Raw genomic sequence first — 19,264 nt, forward strand, 5'->3', positions numbered from 1 at the left:
GTTTAGTCCTTTATCATGTAGCCGATTCCTCTAACTGCAGAAATTAGGGAGGGCTTGGATTCATCTAGTTTTTTTCTAATGTATCTGACATAAACATCTACAGTGTTCGTATCTCCAAAGTAATCATATCCCCATACTGCCTCGATAATCTGTTCACGAGACAAGGCTTGATTCTTATTATTCATAAGATACAACAGCACATCGAACTCTTTTTGAGTCATATAGACCGCTTCACCACTACTGAACACTTCTCTAGACATGGGGTTAATTTCAATATGTCGGTGCTTTATAACTTCTGATTTAGTCTCTGTTACAGTCGTCGATTTTAAGTGTACTCTAATTCTCGCGAGAAGTTCTTCAACTTCAAATGGTTTAGTCATATAGTCATTGGCACCTGAATCCAGTCCGCTGACCTTATCCATTACTGCATCCCTTGCAGTGAGCATGATGACTTTAATTTCTTCATCTTTTAGCCGTATCCGTCTCAATACTTCTAAGCCATTTAACTTTGGAATCATTACATCAAGGAGCACTAGGTCAAACGCGCCATCTTCATATTTCTCTAAAGCTTCTTTCCCCGTATATGCTATTTCAGTTTTATAGCCTTCGTAGTCCAGCTCTAGTTGAATCACTCTAGCAATCTTCTCATCATCTTCTACAATCAATATTTGCTCCATGATATCCCCTCACAGTTCATTCTTACGGTCATTATATCATGTTGACTATGAGTAAAAATACGCCCATATGGGCGTATTTCTTAGTCTCCTACTTCAGTTACTTCACCAGTTTTAGCATTGATTTTAACTTCATAGTCACCGATTTCAAAATCGTATTCGAAGTCATCAACATCGTAATCCCATTCTGTAATTGTGCCATCTACTTCACTTTTAGCAAGCGCCTTAGCATCTTGTAGTGATAGAATCTTTACATCCTGAGCTTTCTCAACTCGTTTGAAGTCATCGCTATCATCGTCTCTCTCTTCATCTATAACCTTAAGATCATTGACATTGTATTTAACTTCATATTCATCATTTTGGTTTACAAGTGTCACTTCGTAATAGTGTTCACCTTCATCTTCTTGGTAATTCACACTCTCTAAGATGCCATCAAATTCTTCTTGGGCTTTCTTCACAGCATTGGCAACTTTGTCGCCTTCAAATGCATCTTTTAATGCAACTTGATTCGTATTTTCGTTGTTTGATTTAGAAGTCTTTTCTGCCGCTTGGACTTCATTTCTATCGTCACGGTCATCGTCATCTCTTTCATCTGCTTCGTCTCTGTCGTCATCTTCGTCTCTGTCGTCATCTTCGTCTCTGTCGTCATCGTGGTCGTCTACATCAAGATCGTCCTCTATAATACTTAGGTCATCTGCCTTAACTTTAACATCAAAGTCTTCACCGTTATTTTCAATTTCAATTTCGTAGTAATATTGGCCGTCATCTTCGTCGTATTCGACTTCTGTCACCTTACCACCGTATTCTGCTACCGCTTTATCTGCTGCCTTTTGAGCTTCTCCACTTAGTTGCTCTTGGTTATCGTCGTCATCCCATTCCATATCATCCGCATTAACATTTGTTGCTCCTAACACTAAGGCTGAAACTAATGCGCCACCTACAAAGATACTTTTTGTCAATTTCATCTTCAGTCATCCTCCATTTTTTTCCGATTTCATATCGGTTGTTTAACTTTCTGACTTTAGTATAGACAGACTAAACTAAGGGTTAGTTAATCAATTCTTAAAGGATGATTAAAAAATGTTTGAACTATTTTAATTGCTCTAAAAGCGCAAGTGCTCTATCATCTCCTGCTTTCTTTAGCGTCCTTAAAGCACGCTTTATAATAAAAGGGTTAGTCTTCTCGAAATGTTCACTTATAAAATTAGTGACAGCTGGCTCATCGTATTTAGATAGATCATTAAGATGATTACCAACTGATTTTTCAACGTAGCGTGATGAGTCACTTAAAAATGGTTCCAATAGTTTTAAATTCTCATTGACGTCACCTTTTATAAAGTCTAGTTTTTTGGCCCAAGGTAAGCGTGGCCGAGTACCCTCAGTAACTAAGCGTCGAAGATGTGCGTTTTCATCATTAGCCCAACGTCTGAATACCGTTTCAACTCGCTCGTAGTCATCTCTTATAAAAGGGCGTATGGCAAATTCACCAGTATCTCTTTTGGTAATTTCTTCTATAGTTTTAATAGATTGTTCAAAATGATCTTGACCATACATTTCTACAAACTTTGATAAGGCTCTGTAATAGTACATTTTTTCAAACGGGAAATAGAATTCATCGTTCTCTACACCAAGTATCGACATAATAATATCTGTTGCTGCTATATAATCATTTGGTAAATAATTTTTTAGTTGCCTGCTAAACGCTTCAATCCTTTCAGACATTCTCTTATTTCCTGTTTCCTTAACTACATCATCAATAAAGTTCGCTCTATCAAAAGCAGGGTAGACTTCACTAATATGTTCGGCATACAGTCTAGCTAAGTCTTCATTAAAATAATCTTTCATTACTGGTCGCTTATACATAATCTCTCTCCTTATAATAAAAAGGAGCCTCAAAAGAGACTCCTTTTTTCTATTTATGGTCAATATAACGGAATATGCCGAGACCCTTACTTCCGATTCCACCATGCACTCCTAAAGCTGGAGTTAGAAATCCTACTCTACAACTTATACCCGGATACATATTTTCAAATCGTTTTTTTAGTTGGTGAGCTTCTTCAGAAATATTACCATGCGCAATAGCAATCTTGATTTTTCCATTGAACTTATCCATCGCTTCATCTATTAGTGATTCCCACAATTTAATAACTTTACTGTTCGTTCTTACCTTATCATATGGTTTTACGCTGCCATCTTTAGCAAAGTGAACAATCGGCTTAATTTTAAATAAGCTACCAATAAAGGCACTCCCTGCGCTGAGACGCCCACCTTTAACAAGATAGTTTAAGTCATCAACGGCTAGATAAATTTTTGTATCTTCAACTAAATCACTTATTTCTTTAGTCGTTTCTTCAACGCTTACACCCCGTTCAATTAAAGCGATTGTTTCAGCTAAGAGATGTTCAATAATGAATGATGTCCCATTCGAATCGATAAGATGGTAATCGAATTTGCCTTCTTCCTTGTATTCTTCTAAAACCATTTGTGCACTTTGATATGTGCCACTAATACCACTACCGATATGAATTGCAATTACAGTATCATAGCCTTTTTTTACTATCTCATCACAGACTTCATAGTACTCACCAACTTGTGGTTGAGATGATTTTGGCAATTCCTTTTCATTAGCAAGTCGTTGATAGAATGATTTCAAGGCACTTTCATCCGTAGTATCCTTAAAAACTGAGCCATCGCTAAAAGTAACCGATAGATGAACCTGAAATACATCTGGATGGTTACTTAACTCTTCTGACAGGCTTGCAGTACTGTCTACAATATAGGCAATTTTCATTTTTTTCCTCCTAGAATCCGTACATTTTACTATAGCTTATTATATTAGATTCAGTATTATAAGTATATTAAAAACAGTCCACTACAAAATCGTTTATATTGCATGGACAACTTTCTAATAATTATGTAAACTCAAGTATATGAATTAGCATACACAAATACCTACATAACAAATGGGAGGGTTTTTATGACAGAGAAAAAAGGGTTTTTTCAGAAATTACTAGACACATTAGAGCGTCTCGGAAACAAGCTTCCGGACCCATTCGCATTATTTTTAGGATTAGCATTTTTAATCATTGTTATTTCTTGGATTTTCAGTTTATTCGATGCGTCTGTTATACATCCAGGTAACGGTGAAGAACTACCGATAAATAGTTTAATTTCAGGGGCAGGTCTTCAGTTTATACTCACATCCATGCTCGAGAACTTTACAGGGTTCGCACCACTTGGACTGGTACTTTCTATGATGCTTGGTATTGGTCTTGCAGAGAAAGTTGGTTTACTAGATTACGCAATCCGTAAAACCATACTCAAGTCACCACCATTCCTAGTAACTTATACAGTAGTATTTGTGGGTATCATGGGTAACTTAGCATCTGATGCTGCTGCTGTTATTATCCCACCCCTTGGTGCACTTGTTTTCTATAAACTTGGTCGTCATCCACTAGCAGGTTTAGCAGCTGGTTTTGCCGGAGCTGGGGCTGGTTTTACGGCCAACCTTTTCATCGCTGGTACCGACGTTCTTTTATCAGGTATTTCAACAGAGGCTGCACGTTTGATTGATGATTCAATCGTTGTTACACCTGTAGACAACTGGTACTTCAACATTATCTCAGTATTTATGCTAACAATCATTGGTGGTCTTTTAACTTCTAGATTTGTTGAACCACGGTTAGGTCAATACACAGGTGAAAGTGTTGAGGAAGAAAATGAAGAAGAATTACCTAATGCCAAAAAAGGCCTGATCGCTGCATTAATAACAGGTCTAGTATACTGGGGCATAATTATTGCTGTCATCTTCCTGCCTAACAGTCCTTTAACAAATGAAGATGGTGGTATTATTCCATCTCCATTCATAGACGGTATTGTTCCAATCATACTTATATTCTTTATTTTAATTGGGCTTGCCTTTGGTATTACAACTGGGAAAATTCGTTCAACTAAAGATGCAACACATTACATGACCGAATCAATCAAGGACATGGCTGGTTATATCGTACTTGTATTCGCAATTGCACAGTTCATTGCTTACTTTAACTGGTCAAATTTAGGAACATGGCTTGCTGTAAATGGAGCTGAATTCTTAGAAAGTGTTGAATTTACCGGTCTCCCATTAATCATTGGGTACGTTATCTTCACAGCCCTATTAAACTTCTTGATTACATCAGGTTCTGCAAAATGGGCAATCGAGGCACCAATATTTGTACCGATGTTTATGCAACTTGGTTACGATCCAGCCTTTACTCAAGCGGCTTATCGTATTGCAGATTCATCTGTAAATATCGTTACACCATTATTCCCATACATGGTTATCATTTTAGCCTTCATGCAGCGCTATGATAAGAATGCGAGTATTGGAACGTACATGTCACTGATGCTACCATACTCATTAGTATTCTTATTAGCATGGATTGTTTTACTAGCTATCTTTTACTTCACAGGATTACCACTCGGACCTGGCGTATCAGTATTTCTAGAAGACCGCGCACAATAATCTTAGGAGATGAATAACTTTGGTATTAAAAGACAAACTCATTCAATGGCGTCGTGATTTTCATCAACACCCAGAACTCGGTTTTTTAGAAATGCGTACCGCTTCAATCGTCGCTGAAACGCTAAATGAGCTAGGCATTGATTTTGAAATTGGTACGGCTGTTATGGATCCTAATTATGTTATGGGTAAACCAAGTGATGAAGAAACAAAAGCGCATTACCTATGGGCGAAAGCACACGGGGCCGTAGAAGTATATTTAGATGACCTAAAAGATGGATATACTGGAATTGTTGCAACTATTGATACGAACAAAGCAGGTCCAACGACTGCTTTTAGAGTCGACATGGATGCTTTACCAATCTACGAGGCAGAACATGACAGCCATGTACCTGTTAAAGAAGGCTTTCGTTCGATTAATAATGATATGCATGCATGCGGCCATGATGTCCACACATCCATTGGACTTGGTCTTGCTACACTTGTCCAAGAAAGAAAGGACGAATTGTCTGGTATTATAAAAATCATTTTTCAACCTGCCGAAGAAGGCACGAGAGGTGCAAGGTCAATGGCTGAAAAAGGAATCGTTGACGATGTTGACTACCTCATCGCCTCACATATAGGCACAGGTGTTCCAATGAATCATTTCTTAGGGTCAAACAATGGTTTTCTAGCCACAACTAAAATCAATGTAACATTTAAAGGTGTGTCAGCTCATGCAGGTGGCAATCCAGAACAAGGTAAAAATGCGATGTTAGCTGCAGCAAATGCTGTCATTAACTTAAATGCAATTCCTCGCCATTCTGAAGGCGCAACACGCGTGAATGTTGGTGAATTACACGCAGGTAGCTCACGTAATGCCATTGCTGATTTTGCCTCTTTAAAAATGGAAATTAGGGGGACTACTTCTGAAATTAACGACTATATGAGAAGCTACGCAGAGTCCATTATCAAAGGAGCAGCTGAGATGTTTCAGGTTGAATATACACTTGAAACTGTCGGAGAAGGCAGAAGTGCTAAAGGAGACACTACACTTGCTGAAATAGTGACCCAGGCAGCTCAATCAAATGGTTTAGAAACAACAATTGAAGAAGATAAACCGAGTGGTAGTGAGGATGCAACGTTTCTAATCAACCGTGTTCAAGAAAAAGGCGGGCAAGCAACATACTCTATTTTCGGCACAGAATTAAAAGCAGGCCATCACAATGAAAACTTCGACATAGATGAAGACAGTATGTTACCTGCTGTGAACACACTTTTTGATACTGCAAAACGTTTATCTACTCAATAATACACACCAGATATAGGGCAAAATCTCATGGTTTTGCCCTTTTTCACGTTTATTTTTCCTAAACAGTGCTATCTATATTATAATGATTAAATTTTTATCTACGTTCATGATTCACACTTTTCGTCTAGTGAGGTTGAAATTGTTAGTGTAGATTGTTATTATTTATCATTGTTAATCAAAAACCAAGGAGTGATGTAATGGCTAATCAAACGCCATCTTCGGAAAAGAACAAAGGAATGTCTCATGTATTTCTATATGCCGCTTTAATCGTCGGTGCCCTAGTTGTCATCGGTGCAATTTTCCCGGATCGTTTCGGTGATATATCTGGTTCCATTTCCGGCTGGGTAACAAGTTATTTTGGCTGGTATTACATGATATTAGTGGCTTTAATCGTTATGTTTTGTATTTTTCTTATCTTCAGTCCAATCGGAAAACTAAAGTTAGGTAAACCTGATGATGAACCTGAATTTAGAACAATCTCTTGGATTGCAATGCTCTTTAGTGCTGGTATGGGTATCGGACTTGTATTCTATGGTGCCGGAGAACCAATCGCCCATTACCTTTCTCCACCAACTGCAGACGGAGAAACTACTGCAGCACTTGCAGAATCAATGCAATCTACTTTCTTACACTATGGTATTCACGCTTGGTCAATATATGGAATCGTCGGCTTATGCTTAGCCTACGCGAGTTTCAGAAAAGGTGAAGTTGGATTACTTTCTAAAACGCTCCGACCTCTATTTGGTGATAGAGTAGATGGCTGGTTAGGCGTAGTAATCGATGTCCTTGCTGTTTTCGCTACTGTAATCGGGGTGGCCGTATCTCTAGGTATCGGTGCCATTCAAATTAATGGTGGCTTAAATTATCTATTCGGTTTACCTGTCAACTTAACAAGTCAGGCAATTATTATTGCTTCAGTGACTGTGCTCTTCCTATTCAGTGCTTGGAGTGGTCTGAGTAAAGGAATTCAATATCTAAGTAATACAAATATGATCTTAGCAGGTATCCTTTTTGCAATTATTTTAATTGTCGGGCCAACTATGATGATTTTAAACATCATGACAACAAGTACTGGTGGTTACTTAAGCTCAATCGTTACCAATACGTTTGATGTTGCACCACTCAATCCTCAAAAACAAGACTGGCTTAGTTCTTGGACTATTTATTACTGGGGTTGGTGGATGAGTTGGAGTCCATTTGTCGGTATCTTTATTGCACGTGTTTCTAAAGGCCGTACAATTCGAGAATTTATCATTGCAGTACTACTCGTTCCAACTGTAATTGGTATTATTTGGTTCAGTGTATTTGGTGTCACTGGTATTATGGCTGGTGTTAATGACGACCCAGGAATTTTTGAAATGGCAACAGAGGTTCAACTTTTCGCAGTGTTTGACACCTTGCCATTAGGTTGGTTATTGTCAATTGTTGCTATCCTACTTGTATCAATTTTCTTCATCACATCAGCAGACTCGGCAACCTTTGTATTAGGTATGCAAACATCACATGGTAGTTTAAATCCATCAAGTATGACCAAAGTGATTTGGGGTATCTCACTTTCTGCTATTGCATTTACACTATTAGCTGCAGGTGGAGAGACTGGACTGAATGCCTTACAATCTGCCGCAATTATATCTGCACTACCATTTAGTTTTGTATTAATTGGTATGATGCTCGCATTCTACAAAGACGCAAACAACGAACGTAAGTATCTCGGACTTTCAATCACACCTAGTAAAGAAAGACTTGAAACCTACAAAGAATCTTCTCATGAAGAATATCTAGAAGAACTCGATGCTTATGCTGAAAAAGATAAGCCTAGAGGTGTGTAATATAAAAAAGGCTTGATTCCATTTTGGAATCAAGCCTTTTTTGTGCTATTGCAATTTACCTTGAGCTGCGATGTCTAATGTGTCGACAACTTCACCTTCTCTTAATAGATATGCTTTATGATAGAGATTCGATACTGGGCAGATATGGTTCGGTATGATGCGAACTTTATCACCAATATTGATTGCTTGGTTAAAGTGTTCGTTATATATAATCGCATGTTCATCAAACACACCGTGTACATGTACATCGTCGTATTCTTTGACCTTACCAAATCCTGTAGTTGTCGTTAGCCCTTTACTTCTAGACTGAGCAGTTAGACCTTTTGCACCAACATCTGTGATCACTCGTTCTTTAGTCGGTTTAGAGATTATAGTTGTCAGTACACTAGCGGCAGAATGTTCGTAAGTGCCTATCGCGTTAGATTGTGAACAATCCATTAAAATATAGGTGCCTGGTCTAATCTCAGTGACACCCTCAGGAATATCAAAACCGAACATGAATGGTGGTGTTGAGCCAATGCTCACTGTTTCGAGTTCAAAGCCCATCTCGCTTGCAATATCGTTAAAGTATAAGGTTCTTGTTGTTGCTGTATTAAATACATCAAGACAATCCGCCTGATCTACTGCTTTGTAAGTATGGCCATCGTGTGAGAATATCCCTTTTAACTCAATGTTATTTGACGCTTTTATTTCATGAAGTAAAGCTTTATAATCATTGACCTCAATAATACCAGAACGCTCTTCTCCAACTTCGATTTCGATTAGAATCTGAGCTTTTTTCTGAGCACCCTCAAATACTGCTTCAATCTCTTTAATGTGAGCAATACTATCTACCCCAAATGAAATATCAACAGTTTCTGCAAGTTTTTTTATTCTTTCAAGTTTCTGTTTACCCGCAACTTGATTTGCAATAAAAATATCATTAATACCATAGACCGCCATGATTTCCGCTTCACCAATTTTAGCAACCGTAATACCACTCGCACCATTTTGTAATTGCTTCTGTGCAAGTTTAGGCATCTTATGTGTTTTTGTATGCGGTCGTAAACTCACATTTTGCTTCTTTGCATAATCACTCATATAAGCTAGATTTTTCTCTAGAACTGCTTCATCTATTAAGAGTGCAGGTGTATCGATTTCTTGATAATTCATTAAATCCCCCCTTACACTAAATATATACCATCTTATTCATCATTACATAGAATTTTGCCATTATGATGATGATGTTTACATTCTACTTGTAAAGTAACATGACTGATATTTGAGTCTTTCATCTTTTCTTCTATATCATTAATGATTGCTTGAGTTTCATGCACATTTAAGCTGCCATTAACTACAATATGTCCACTCATTGCATTAAAACCGCTCGTAATACTCCAAATATGAACGTGGTGAATGTCTTCAACACCATCTACGGTTCTTACCTCTTCTAATAGATGATTCAAATTAACGTCATGTGGCACACCTTCCATAAGGACATGTAGAGATTGACGAAGTACTCTCCATCCGCTGACAGTAATAATAGCAGCAACAATTACGCTAGCTAAAGGATCCATGAATCCCCAATCCAAAAACATAATGGATAAGGCGGCAACAATTGCTGCGACAGAGCCAAATAAGTCACCGAGCACATGTAAGAATGCGCCTCGCATATTGAGGTTATCATGTGTATCTCCAGACATTAAAATCTTTGCAACAATTAGATTTACTATAAGACCCATTATTGCAATGACTAGCATGCCCGTTGACGCTACTTCTGGTGGATTTATAAAGCGATTAATTGCTCCGATAAAAATTGCGATGGCAATAATAATCAAGGTGGCTCCATTGAAAACCGCTGCAAGAATCTCAAATCTCTTGTAACCGAATGTACGCGCTTTGTCCGCTTTTTTCTCACCAAATTTAAAGGCTAATAGTGCGATTAATAAAGAAAAAGCGTCACTTAACATATGACCAGCATCACTTAAAAGTGCCAGACTGTTCGTAACAATACCTCCGATAACTTCAACAATCATAAACACTCCGATGAGAATTAAACTGATCGTCAGTGCTTTTTTATTCGCACCATGAGTATGATCATGATGTCCGTGATTATGATGATGATCACTCATAATATCACTCCGCTTCTTGGGATTTTTTGCTATCTATTTACTATTTCTGGGTGTATTATAGGCATATCAATACTTTACCACATTTTAAAAGGTATATAGGTGTATAAATTATGAAACAAAAATATCAATTATATCTACTTTACAATAGTATTTTTCTTGTCTTTTTAGGTATCAGTTTAGTAATTCCAGTTCTACCTTCAATAATGAATGAACTTAATATTTCTGGTGCTGGCGTCGGTTACTTAACAGCCGCATTTGCAATGACCCAACTGATTTTTTCGCCTTTTACTGGTCGTGCAGCCGATAAGTTTGGACGGAAAATTATCATCGTTATCGGAATGGTCATTTTCGCCTTTTCCGAACTATTATTTGGACTTGGAACGACAATAGAAGTCCTTTTCATTTCAAGAATTTTAGGTGGCTTAGCAGGGGCATTTATAATGCCAGCTGTCACTGCATTTATTGTTGATTTAACAACAGATCAAAACCGTGCAAGAGCACTTGGCTATATGACCGCTGCTTTAAATTTCGGTTTTATAATTGGACCAGGTGTTGGTGGTATCTTAGCGGAAGTCAGTACACGTCTACCATTTTTCGTCGCTGCCGTACTTGGTATCATCAGTGCAGTTACAGCAATTTTTCTATTGACCGAACCAAGAAGAAAAACTGAGGTCGCAGCAGAGAAAACCGAAGTTAAGGCGAGCAACTTTAGAACAATCTTAACTCCAGTATTCTTTATTGCTTTCTTAGTTATCTTTGTTTCTACATTCGGTATGTCTGCATTTGAATCATTCTTTAGTCTATATTTCGATAGAAAACTCGGCTTTACACCGTTTGATATTGCAGTCGCAATAACTGGTGGTGCTTTGATTGGTGCAATCGCTCAAATTATCTTTTTTGAATCACTTGTTCGTAAATTTGGAGAAATCAATATTATCAGGGCATCAATCATTTATTCAGCCTTCTTGGTATTTATTATTACCTTTATGGAATCCTACTGGGCAATCATGGCCATTGCTTTTATTATCTTTGTAGGTTTCGATTTAATCAGACCTGCAGCTACAACCTTCCTATCACATATAGCAGGAGATAACCAAGGCTTTGCTGGAGGAATGAACTCATTTTTCACTTCACTTGCAAATGTTGTTGGTCCAATTATCGGTGGTATTCTATTTGATATTAATTTAGATTTACCGTATTACTTCAGTGCAGTTGTTTTAGTAATCGGTTTTCTTATAACAGTAATATTTTGGCGAGACCCTCGAAGAATATAGTGGTACTAAAGTCTGAATTACGCGTCAATCGCTCAATCTCGCGTTATAACACTTTTAATTTTGATTCGCATTATGTAATAATTAAGAAGATGAAAGTTGTTATGAGATTTCTCACATATTTTGGAGGGTTATATAAATGAAAGATGAAATTACAGATATAACAATTATTGGCGGTGGACCAACAGGTCTATTCTCTACATTCTATGCTGGAATGAGACAGATGTCTGTACGCTTAATCGATAGCTTACCTGAATTAGGTGGACAGTTAACTGAACTTTATCCGGATAAATATATTTATGATGTCGGCGGATTTCCAAAAATCCTCGCCAAAGATCTTGTGAATAATTTAGTGGAACAGGCGAAATACGCTGAACCTGATTTTCATTTAGGTGAAACTGTTCAATCATATAGAAAAGAAGATGATCACTTTGTCCTAACAACGGACAAAGGTGAATATTTAACACGTACAATTTTGATTACAGCTGGTGTCGGCGCTTTCCAACCTAGAAAACTTGGTCTAGAAAATGAAGTAGAATTCGAAGGCGCTTCCCTACAATATGCTGTTCGTGATTTAGAAAAATTCAAAGATAAAGATGTCGTCGTTCTTGGCGGCGGTGACTCAGCACTTGACTGGGCACTCATGTTAGAAAAACTTGCTAAATCAGTCACACTTGTGCACAGACGTGAACGTTTTACAGCACATGAAACGACAGTCCAACAAGTTAAAGACTCCAGTGTAACAGTTAAAACATCTCTTAATGTAACAGAAATTAAGGGTGATGCAGGTCAGATTGAAGAATTAGTTTTAACGGCTAAAGATGGTAGCGAAGAAGTAATTCAAGCAGACCAACTTATCGTTAACTTTGGTAACATTTCTTCACTAGGACCACTTAAAGATTGGGGTCTAAAGCTGGATAAAAACTCAATCGAAGTAGATGCTCACATGCAGACAAATATCGAAGGTATCTTCGCAGCAGGAGATGTCACTACCTTTGAAGGTAAAGTTAAACTAATTGCCACTGGATTCGGTGAAGCACCAGTCGCAATTTCATACGCTAAATCTTCATACGATGCTAAGTCTCGTATCCAACCAAAACACTCTACAAGTGTCTTCAAACAAGATTAATTACACAAAAAGCACGGTCATTTGACCGTGCTTTTTTCATGTGAAACATCATCCAAATATTCTTAGACCAACGACAGCAATGACAATGATTGAAAGATACATTACACGCTTATAGCTCGCCGATTCTTTATAAAAAATTATACCTACTAAAGCACTACCAATTGTGCCAATACCAGTCCATACTGCATAAGCGACACCAAGCGCAATTGTTTCCATTGCGAGACTTAATAATCCCAAGCTAATTGGAAAACCGATACATAGTGTCAACCAACCGCGTATCTTCTTACCCTGACCAATCCATGTCATACCAGTAACACCGGCAACTTCAAAGAGTCCAGCAAATATTAAAATAATCCAACTCATTTCGCACCCTCCTCATGATCCGTTACCGTTTTAAGGCCAATTACACCAAAGATTAATAAGGCAACAAAAAAGATGACTATCAGGCTAAAATCCTCACCAAATATAACAATGTCTACAACAACTGTCCCAACAGCACCAAGCCCTGCAAATACTGCATAGACTGTACTTGCTGGTAGTTTAGTAGAAACATACACTAAAAGTAAAAAGCTCCCGACGACACCTAAACCTGTTAAAGTCCATTCATACCACGTTACTGCATACTTTAATCCACTTGCCCAGCCAATCTCAAAAAGGGCTGCTAATACAACTAATAACCACATACCAATGCTCCTTTTCTTTGTTTTAGAGCGAAAAAAGCCTGGGAGAATAACATTCGTTACTCTCCCAGGCTTTTGTCCCTCCGTGTACCGGATAATCCGGCGTTTTCTCTCGGTCCAGACTTATTTTCATAACGGAACCCTAGAAAACTTTTATAGAATTCATTTTATAATAATACATCGTGAATTTTTTGTCAAACTTCTATGATTCCATAATGAAACTTACTCGATTCTCTTTTAACTTGTTTAAAGCCTAATGCTTCAAACCTAGGACTTCTGTAGTGATCTTTAAGAATCACTTTTTTTTTTGCCACTCTCTGTGCCTCTTCTACAGCTTTAGTCGTTAGACCTTGATTTGCTACAGTAGCAATAGCCTGTATTCCTTGTGACTCCTCTATTTCTGTTGAAAACATCGGGTCGAAATATACGATATCTATACTGGAATCCTCAAGGTTTTCTAAATATTTTACATGATCACTATGGATGACTTCTATTTGCCTCATACTGCTTATAATTTCATCTAAGTGACTTTTATATTGATTCATTCCTTCTTTTAACATGACATAGAGTGAAAAGTCTTTCTCAATGGCATACACTTTTCCTGTCTGACCAACTGCCATTCCTGCAATAATGCTGTCAGCCCCGAGGCCTGCTGTACAATCAAGAAATGTCATTCCTTGGTCTAGCCTCGATGTTTCAACTAAGGCATCAACTTCACCTTTAATGATGCGTTTCGCCCTAACCATAGCAAAGTTTGGGTGATAGACAATCGGTTTTTCTACGCCTGACAGCTTAATACTGATACTGTCTGAACTTACAACCAATATATCGTCGTTATATCGTTCCTCTATAGCTGATATAGAGCGTTTCTCTCTATTTAAAAATACCAGTTTGTAACGCGTAGCGATGTCTATTGCTAAAGCCAAAGTTTCCTGTGAATAACGACCTGCAGTTGTCACAATCATCGCCAAGACCCCTATCAAAATTGTTTATGTATGTATTTTATCATGGTAATATATTTTTATAGTACTAATAACGAAAAGAGGCTATCCAATGACATTAAAACAAGAGCTAAATGCTGAAGAAAAAGAAACGTTAATTGCCAAACTAAAATCTCGTTTTGATACTCACCAAGAAAGACATGAGTCTTTATCATTTGAAGATATTGAATCTCGTCTTGACGACAAAAAACTTGTAACACTTTACAACATGGAAGTCACTGAAGGTGAACCCGATGTCATTGTTTTAGACGGTGAGCTCCATTTTGTAGATTGTTCTAAAGAGAGCCCTAAAGGTAGACGTAGCGTTTGCTATGACCGCCAAGCTTTAGAAGCGCGTAAAAAGTATAAACCTGATAACTCGGCTGTCGATCTCGCTAATGAGATTGGTATAGAGATTCTAAGTGAAGATGATTACAGAACCCTACAAGAAGTTGGAGAATTTGACCTTAAATCATCTAGTTGGATTGTTACACCTGAAAAAATCCGTTTCCTAGGTGGTGCACTCTTCTCTGACCGACGTTACGATAGTATCTTCGTATACCACAATGGCGCAGATTCGTATTATGGCGCTAGAGGGTTTAGAGGAAAACTTAAAATATAAAAAAGAGGGAGACTCCCTCTTTTTTCATTTGTCATCAATTATTTCTTTTAAGACTACAGCTTGATTGTAATGTTCATCTTTTGCTGCATATAAAAGTGTCACATTATGACCATCTGAGTCATTCCGAATCTCAGCGATAAGATCTCCCTTATCCTTCAACTCTTCTTCATATTTCTCTTTAAATTCTTTCCATTTATCTACATCGTGATTAAACCATTTTCTAAGTTCAGTAGAAGGTGCCAATTCTTTATACCATTCATCGAGTTCTAAATCTTCCTTCTTAATGCCTCTTGGCCAAACTCGGTCTACAAGAATTCTTTTACCGTCTTGGGTGGAAATATCATCATACACTCTCTTTAGTTTTAACATATGACTACCAACTCCTAAAAAATATGCTACTCACTATATACCCATTCCTATATTATTTTTCGTCATCATTACCTTTATTTAGAATTAAAAAGTCCAATTCTTCTTTAGACAATGATTTCAAGGTCTTGTATTTAAATGCAAAGAATATAGTACCTAAGATTACCCACATTAATAAGACATAATATGACGGTGCCGAAAGTGCCGCTGGTGATCCTGGGTATAATAATAACACTAAGAACACTAATGAGATGATGACACCTAGAACACCGAATATGACATATACAATGTTTTTACTTTCTGGTTTGGAGAAGTATTTTACTGCGACTGCACTCGTCGCTAAGAAAGCAATAGAGACACCAACAGAAGACATATCTACAATCCAGTTTAAAGCAGTTCTTCCTAGCCATGGAGCAACAAGACAAACGATTAGAACGAATAACACTGCGTAGTGTGGCGTCTTGTTTTTCTTGTGCACCTTAGCAAATATTGCCGGTACAAATTGTGCACGTCCCAGTGCAAAAAGTAAACGTGATGATGACATATAGAAACCGTTGAGACCAGTAAAGACACCAAAAGTTATGGCAAATGTTAAAAACATCAACCCAATTATACCCATGGAGTTTTGGATGACTGAACCAGTTACCCAAACTGCACCGTCCATAGAATTCTGATCCGGGTAAATCCATGATGTTACTAAGATCATTGCGACATAAGTAATGATAGATGCGATGATTCCAAACACAATAAGTTTAAAGGTTTTATCTGCACTAAATTTAAACTCTTCTGCTGCCTGTGGAATGTTATCAAAGCCAACATACATCCACGGCGCTATTGCAACAATTAGAATGATGGACTTCCAAACACCGTCTGTTTCATGGAAAAGTGGCTGTGCATTCTCAAATGAGAATTCTCCGACGAAGAAAGACAATACAAATAATCCAGCTACAACTAAAGCCATAAACAAACAGAATATAAATTGAAGGTTTCCTGAAAGTCCTGAACCCTTCATACTAATCCAAGCAAAGATGATCAATATCACGGTGGATAAAATCACTTCCATAATATAAACGTCCCAGCCCGCTATCGTATAAAGGTAACCGACTTCTAAGAAGTCTGGTAAGACAAATTTAAAAAGTAAACTAAAGGCACTGGCATTCAGTGCGACGACACATATGTAACCGAGTACCAAGAACCATGAAGCAATAAAAGCTGCAAATTTACCAAATCCAGCATAGGTAAATGCAAATTCACCACCTGATACCGGGAATTTTGCCGTGAGTGCGCCGTAACCTACTGCAATGATGAGCATCAATATACCACCGATTGTAATACCTAACGTTGCCCCAAGTGTTCCTGATGAAATCAACCAATCGCCTGGTAGTATAAAGGCCCCCCAACCAATAGAAGAACCATAGGCTATCGCCCAAATAAATCGTTTTGACATCGTACTTTCTAATTCAGTCCGTTTCTCAGACATTTCTTTGACCCCTCTTGTTTTAAGTTTTTACTTGTGGTCAAGTATGTCATAATATGCTTGAAGTCGCTACATCTTTAATAAATTTATGACAATTTTAGGGAGGATTTGACATGACTTTACCAAAGATCGGAAAGCCCGCTACAAATGCCCTCGCCAACATCGGAGTCACTGAATTAAAACATGTTTCAAAAATCGACGAGGATAACCTCCAGAAAATTCACGGTGTCGGACCGAAAGCCATTAAAATTTTAAAGACGGCTTTAGCTGAAGAAAATTTAAATTTCAAAGTGCTAGAACCCTTACCATTTAGGACACCTTTTGCGGTTATGGGGTCTTTATCTTGTAACAATGCACCTAAAAGAGAAATACTACGGGATTTTGTGATTGGTGTTCATGCTAACCAGCCAACTTCGATTCGTCATTTACACACAGATGATTGTGATTTTGAGTTTTTTACTGACGTAGAATCGATCAGCAGTTTAGAGATTGACCATTTAATCACTCACGGTAAGGAAGGGGCCGCTTCAAGTATTACCACTTTAAAATCAGGAGAAAAATTGTCCTACGCCTATATATTCGAATTTGAAAATAGTAAAAAAGAAGCAAGAATTAAAAAAGTTTCAATTTATTTTCAAGCTGACTGTTAGTCACATAAAAATTCGGGTATTACTAAATAATACTTTAGAGAATAATTGAGGTGAAAATCAATGCAGGTGTCATATCACACAGATCACGACAGCGCATACCAAAAATTGATAACCGATGTTGCTGCTCGCCCTGACGATATTTTTCCACTACTCGGAACAACTTTAGGTGTTCAACAATGGTTTCCAGAACTCTCAGTTCGTGGTGGTGATGTAATTACTTTCGGCCACGGAACACAGGATGAAGAGGATTGTGAAATCTTCAAATACGAGAATCCTAAAGTGCTTCATTTCGAATGGTATGGTGGAGAAATAGAATTTCTATTAGAGGAAAATGAAGACTCGAGCAAGATTATGCTTAACCAGAGATTGCCGTTAGATACTGAGTATCTCTCTCAAGACTTTGGAGGCTGGCAACACCACTTTAAGAGCATTAAATCAATTGCTGAAGGTGGTAAAGCTTTAGAGATGGATATGGATGAATTTGAACATACTAAAAAAGATATAGAAGCAAATTTAGATAAATAATTTTAAGGGATAATACTACGGTGTTATCCCTTTTTTACTGCCTTTATTGACAATTAATAATTACATATTGACAAATAAACTTGTCAATATGACGTGTTAATGTTACATTATGTATATCAAATCGATTTGAAATATTGATCAGTGAGGTCAAAATATGAAAACAAGACTAAGAGAATTGCGTGCTAGAGATAGGTTAAACCAAACAGAACTTGCCAAACTCGCAAAAATTTCACGACAAACAATTAGCCTAATCGAAAGAGAAGAGTATATTCCTTCTCTACTTATAGCTAAGCGGTTAGCAAATATCTTTAACGAACCAATAGAAAGTATCTTCATTTTTGAAGAGGAGGAATTATAATGAAAATGGTACTAAAATTGATTGTTGGCGCACTCATCGGTTTTGCAGGCGGTTACTTGTTAATTGAAGCTTTATATGGAAATATTAATAATATTTATATGGATAATATTTATTACTATCTGAGTATCGTGATTGTCATTACTGCTCTAGGTTTAATGATTTATACACTCATCAAAAATTATCAATTGATTTCACGACTTAAAGGAAATAATACAGACTTTACTGATGATGAGTGGGACCGTTATAAATACAACTCATATAATATTTTGACAGTATCATCATCTTCAGCAATTATTCTCTCCTTCATTGGATTATCAATTCAACTGATGCATGCAAGAGATACATGGTTGTTGATTGCGACAGGCATTTTATTTTTAGTCTCAGTTGGCGTCAGCTTCGTGACACCTAATCTGATTCAATCTTTATTCCCTGATAGAGACTTGCCTGAACCAGGTGACAAGGATTACGCAGACAAATTGTTTAATGCATCTGATGATGGTGAAATTTATATCATGGCTAAAGCAATGTATCGTTCAACAAACTTAACGACGCTTCTACTATTTTTTGCCTTAGTAGCGATGATGTTCTATACAATTATAACTGGAGAATCACAAATTTTCTCAATCATTTTAGTCGGTATTATCTTAGTTATCAATCAAGTTAAATACTCTATTGAGATTAGAGATAAATAAAAAAGTCCTGTTAGCTATTTAAGTAGCTAACAGGTTTATTTATGAGTACATGATGCTCTGTGGTCAACGCCATCTCACCTTTGAACTTCCAGACGCTCACCACAACCT

21 protein-coding genes and 1 riboswitch are annotated in these 19,264 nt (G+C 37.4%); of the genes, 10 read left to right on the forward strand and 11 right to left on the reverse strand.

Annotated elements, in window-relative coordinates:
* Positions 1 to 2 precede the first annotated feature (2 nt).
* From H624_RS0100665 to H624_RS0100680, 4 genes are all read right to left on the reverse strand, one after another.
* Positions 3 to 677, reverse strand: a complete 675-nt coding sequence (locus H624_RS0100665; protein ID WP_026865847.1) for a response regulator transcription factor — start codon at positions 675 to 677, stop codon at positions 3 to 5.
* 80 nt (positions 678 to 757) lie between these two features.
* Positions 758 to 1,639, reverse strand: coding sequence for a PepSY domain-containing protein (locus H624_RS0100670; RefSeq protein ID WP_026865848.1), 882 nt, complete (start codon positions 1,637 to 1,639; stop codon positions 758 to 760).
* Between the two features lie 124 nt (positions 1,640 to 1,763).
* The gene (locus tag H624_RS11395; protein ID WP_051220427.1) at positions 1,764 to 2,537 is read right to left on the reverse strand and encodes a DNA alkylation repair protein; all 774 of its coding nucleotides are present in this window, start codon (positions 2,535 to 2,537) and stop codon (positions 1,764 to 1,766) included.
* Positions 2,538 to 2,586: 49 nt separating this feature from the next.
* On the reverse strand, positions 2,587 to 3,465 hold the full coding sequence (locus H624_RS0100680) for a DegV family protein (protein ID WP_026865849.1): 879 nt from the start codon (positions 3,463 to 3,465) through the stop codon (positions 2,587 to 2,589).
* A gap of 186 nt (positions 3,466 to 3,651) precedes the next feature.
* Here H624_RS0100680 and H624_RS0100685 point away from each other — a divergent pair, with 186 nt between their 5' ends.
* The 3 genes from H624_RS0100685 to H624_RS11400 all read left to right on the forward strand — a co-directional run bounded on the left by H624_RS0100685 (position 3,652) and on the right by H624_RS11400 (position 8,295).
* Entirely contained in the window at positions 3,652 to 5,178 is a 1,527-nt protein-coding gene (locus tag H624_RS0100685) for an AbgT family transporter (protein WP_026865850.1), read from the forward strand.
* Positions 5,179 to 5,197: 19 nt separating this feature from the next.
* Positions 5,198 to 6,466 carry an amidohydrolase gene (locus tag H624_RS0100690; protein WP_342664957.1) on the forward strand — a complete coding sequence of 423 codons (1,269 nt, stop codon included), beginning with the start codon at positions 5,198 to 5,200 and terminating at the stop codon, positions 6,464 to 6,466.
* Between the two features lie 197 nt (positions 6,467 to 6,663).
* Positions 6,664 to 8,295: a BCCT family transporter gene (locus H624_RS11400; RefSeq protein WP_035855258.1), complete on the forward strand. Its 1,632-nt coding sequence runs from the start codon at positions 6,664 to 6,666 to the stop codon at positions 8,293 to 8,295.
* Between the two features lie 45 nt (positions 8,296 to 8,340).
* Here the strand turns inward: H624_RS11400 and H624_RS0100700 are convergent, their stop codons facing one another.
* Entirely contained in the window at positions 8,341 to 9,447 is a 1,107-nt protein-coding gene (locus tag H624_RS0100700) for a D-TA family PLP-dependent enzyme (protein WP_026865852.1), read from the reverse strand.
* 32 nt (positions 9,448 to 9,479) lie between these two features.
* Complete coding sequence (locus tag H624_RS0100705) at positions 9,480 to 10,406, reverse strand: cation diffusion facilitator family transporter (protein WP_026865853.1); 927 nt, start codon at positions 10,404 to 10,406, stop codon at positions 9,480 to 9,482.
* Between the two features lie 110 nt (positions 10,407 to 10,516).
* Here H624_RS0100705 and H624_RS0100710 point away from each other — a divergent pair, with 110 nt between their 5' ends.
* Together H624_RS0100710 and H624_RS0100715 are read left to right on the forward strand one after the other, a co-directional pair.
* The gene (locus tag H624_RS0100710; RefSeq protein ID WP_026865854.1) at positions 10,517 to 11,680 is read left to right on the forward strand and encodes an MFS transporter; all 1,164 of its coding nucleotides are present in this window, start codon (positions 10,517 to 10,519) and stop codon (positions 11,678 to 11,680) included.
* A gap of 136 nt (positions 11,681 to 11,816) precedes the next feature.
* A complete protein-coding gene (locus tag H624_RS0100715; RefSeq protein WP_026865855.1) occupies positions 11,817 to 12,806 on the forward strand; it encodes an NAD(P)/FAD-dependent oxidoreductase in 990 nt (329 codons plus the stop codon).
* Between the two features lie 48 nt (positions 12,807 to 12,854).
* Here the strand turns inward: H624_RS0100715 and H624_RS0100720 are convergent, their stop codons facing one another.
* The 3 genes from H624_RS0100720 to H624_RS0100730 all read right to left on the reverse strand — a co-directional run bounded on the left by H624_RS0100720 (position 12,855) and on the right by H624_RS0100730 (position 14,451).
* Positions 12,855 to 13,169: a DMT family transporter gene (locus H624_RS0100720; RefSeq protein ID WP_026865856.1), complete on the reverse strand. Its 315-nt coding sequence runs from the start codon at positions 13,167 to 13,169 to the stop codon at positions 12,855 to 12,857.
* Entirely contained in the window at positions 13,166 to 13,489 is a 324-nt protein-coding gene (locus H624_RS0100725) for a DMT family transporter (RefSeq protein WP_342664958.1), read from the reverse strand. The genes H624_RS0100720 and H624_RS0100725 overlap by 4 nt, the downstream gene beginning before the upstream one ends.
* 59 nt (positions 13,490 to 13,548) lie before the next feature.
* Positions 13,549 to 13,643: riboswitch (guanidine-I (ykkC/yxkD leader) on the reverse strand.
* Between the two features lie 37 nt (positions 13,644 to 13,680).
* Positions 13,681 to 14,451, reverse strand: coding sequence for a class I SAM-dependent methyltransferase (locus H624_RS0100730; RefSeq protein WP_026865858.1), 771 nt, complete (start codon positions 14,449 to 14,451; stop codon positions 13,681 to 13,683).
* Between the two features lie 88 nt (positions 14,452 to 14,539).
* Between H624_RS0100730 and H624_RS0100735 the strand changes: the two genes are divergently transcribed.
* Positions 14,540 to 15,088, forward strand: a complete 549-nt coding sequence (locus H624_RS0100735) for a DUF4256 domain-containing protein (protein WP_026865859.1) — start codon at positions 14,540 to 14,542, stop codon at positions 15,086 to 15,088.
* 24 nt (positions 15,089 to 15,112) lie between these two features.
* Here the strand turns inward: H624_RS0100735 and H624_RS0100740 are convergent, their stop codons facing one another.
* Positions 15,113 to 15,457, reverse strand: a complete 345-nt coding sequence (locus tag H624_RS0100740; RefSeq protein ID WP_026865860.1) for a DUF488 domain-containing protein — start codon at positions 15,455 to 15,457, stop codon at positions 15,113 to 15,115.
* Positions 15,458 to 15,509: 52 nt separating this feature from the next.
* On the reverse strand, positions 15,510 to 16,934 hold the full coding sequence (locus H624_RS0100745) for an APC family permease (RefSeq protein ID WP_026865861.1): 1,425 nt from the start codon (positions 16,932 to 16,934) through the stop codon (positions 15,510 to 15,512).
* 110 nt (positions 16,935 to 17,044) lie between these two features.
* Here H624_RS0100745 and H624_RS0100750 point away from each other — a divergent pair, with 110 nt between their 5' ends.
* The 4 genes from H624_RS0100750 to H624_RS0100765 all read left to right on the forward strand — a co-directional run bounded on the left by H624_RS0100750 (position 17,045) and on the right by H624_RS0100765 (position 19,156).
* The gene (locus tag H624_RS0100750; RefSeq protein WP_026865862.1) at positions 17,045 to 17,581 is read left to right on the forward strand and encodes a helix-hairpin-helix domain-containing protein; all 537 of its coding nucleotides are present in this window, start codon (positions 17,045 to 17,047) and stop codon (positions 17,579 to 17,581) included.
* Positions 17,582 to 17,641: 60 nt separating this feature from the next.
* A complete protein-coding gene (locus tag H624_RS0100755) occupies positions 17,642 to 18,106 on the forward strand; it encodes an SRPBCC family protein (protein WP_026865863.1) in 465 nt (154 codons plus the stop codon).
* 154 nt (positions 18,107 to 18,260) lie between these two features.
* Positions 18,261 to 18,464, forward strand: coding sequence for a helix-turn-helix transcriptional regulator (locus H624_RS0100760; protein ID WP_026865864.1), 204 nt, complete (start codon positions 18,261 to 18,263; stop codon positions 18,462 to 18,464).
* Positions 18,464 to 19,156, forward strand: coding sequence for a DUF3169 family protein (locus H624_RS0100765; RefSeq protein WP_026865865.1), 693 nt, complete (start codon positions 18,464 to 18,466; stop codon positions 19,154 to 19,156). The genes H624_RS0100760 and H624_RS0100765 overlap by 1 nt, the downstream gene beginning before the upstream one ends.
* Positions 19,157 to 19,264 lie beyond the last annotated feature (108 nt).

Origin of the sequence: Jeotgalicoccus marinus DSM 19772 (genome assembly GCF_000425825.1) — a bacterium.
GTDB classification, from domain to species: Bacteria; Bacillota; Bacilli; order Staphylococcales; family Salinicoccaceae; genus Jeotgalicoccus; species Jeotgalicoccus marinus.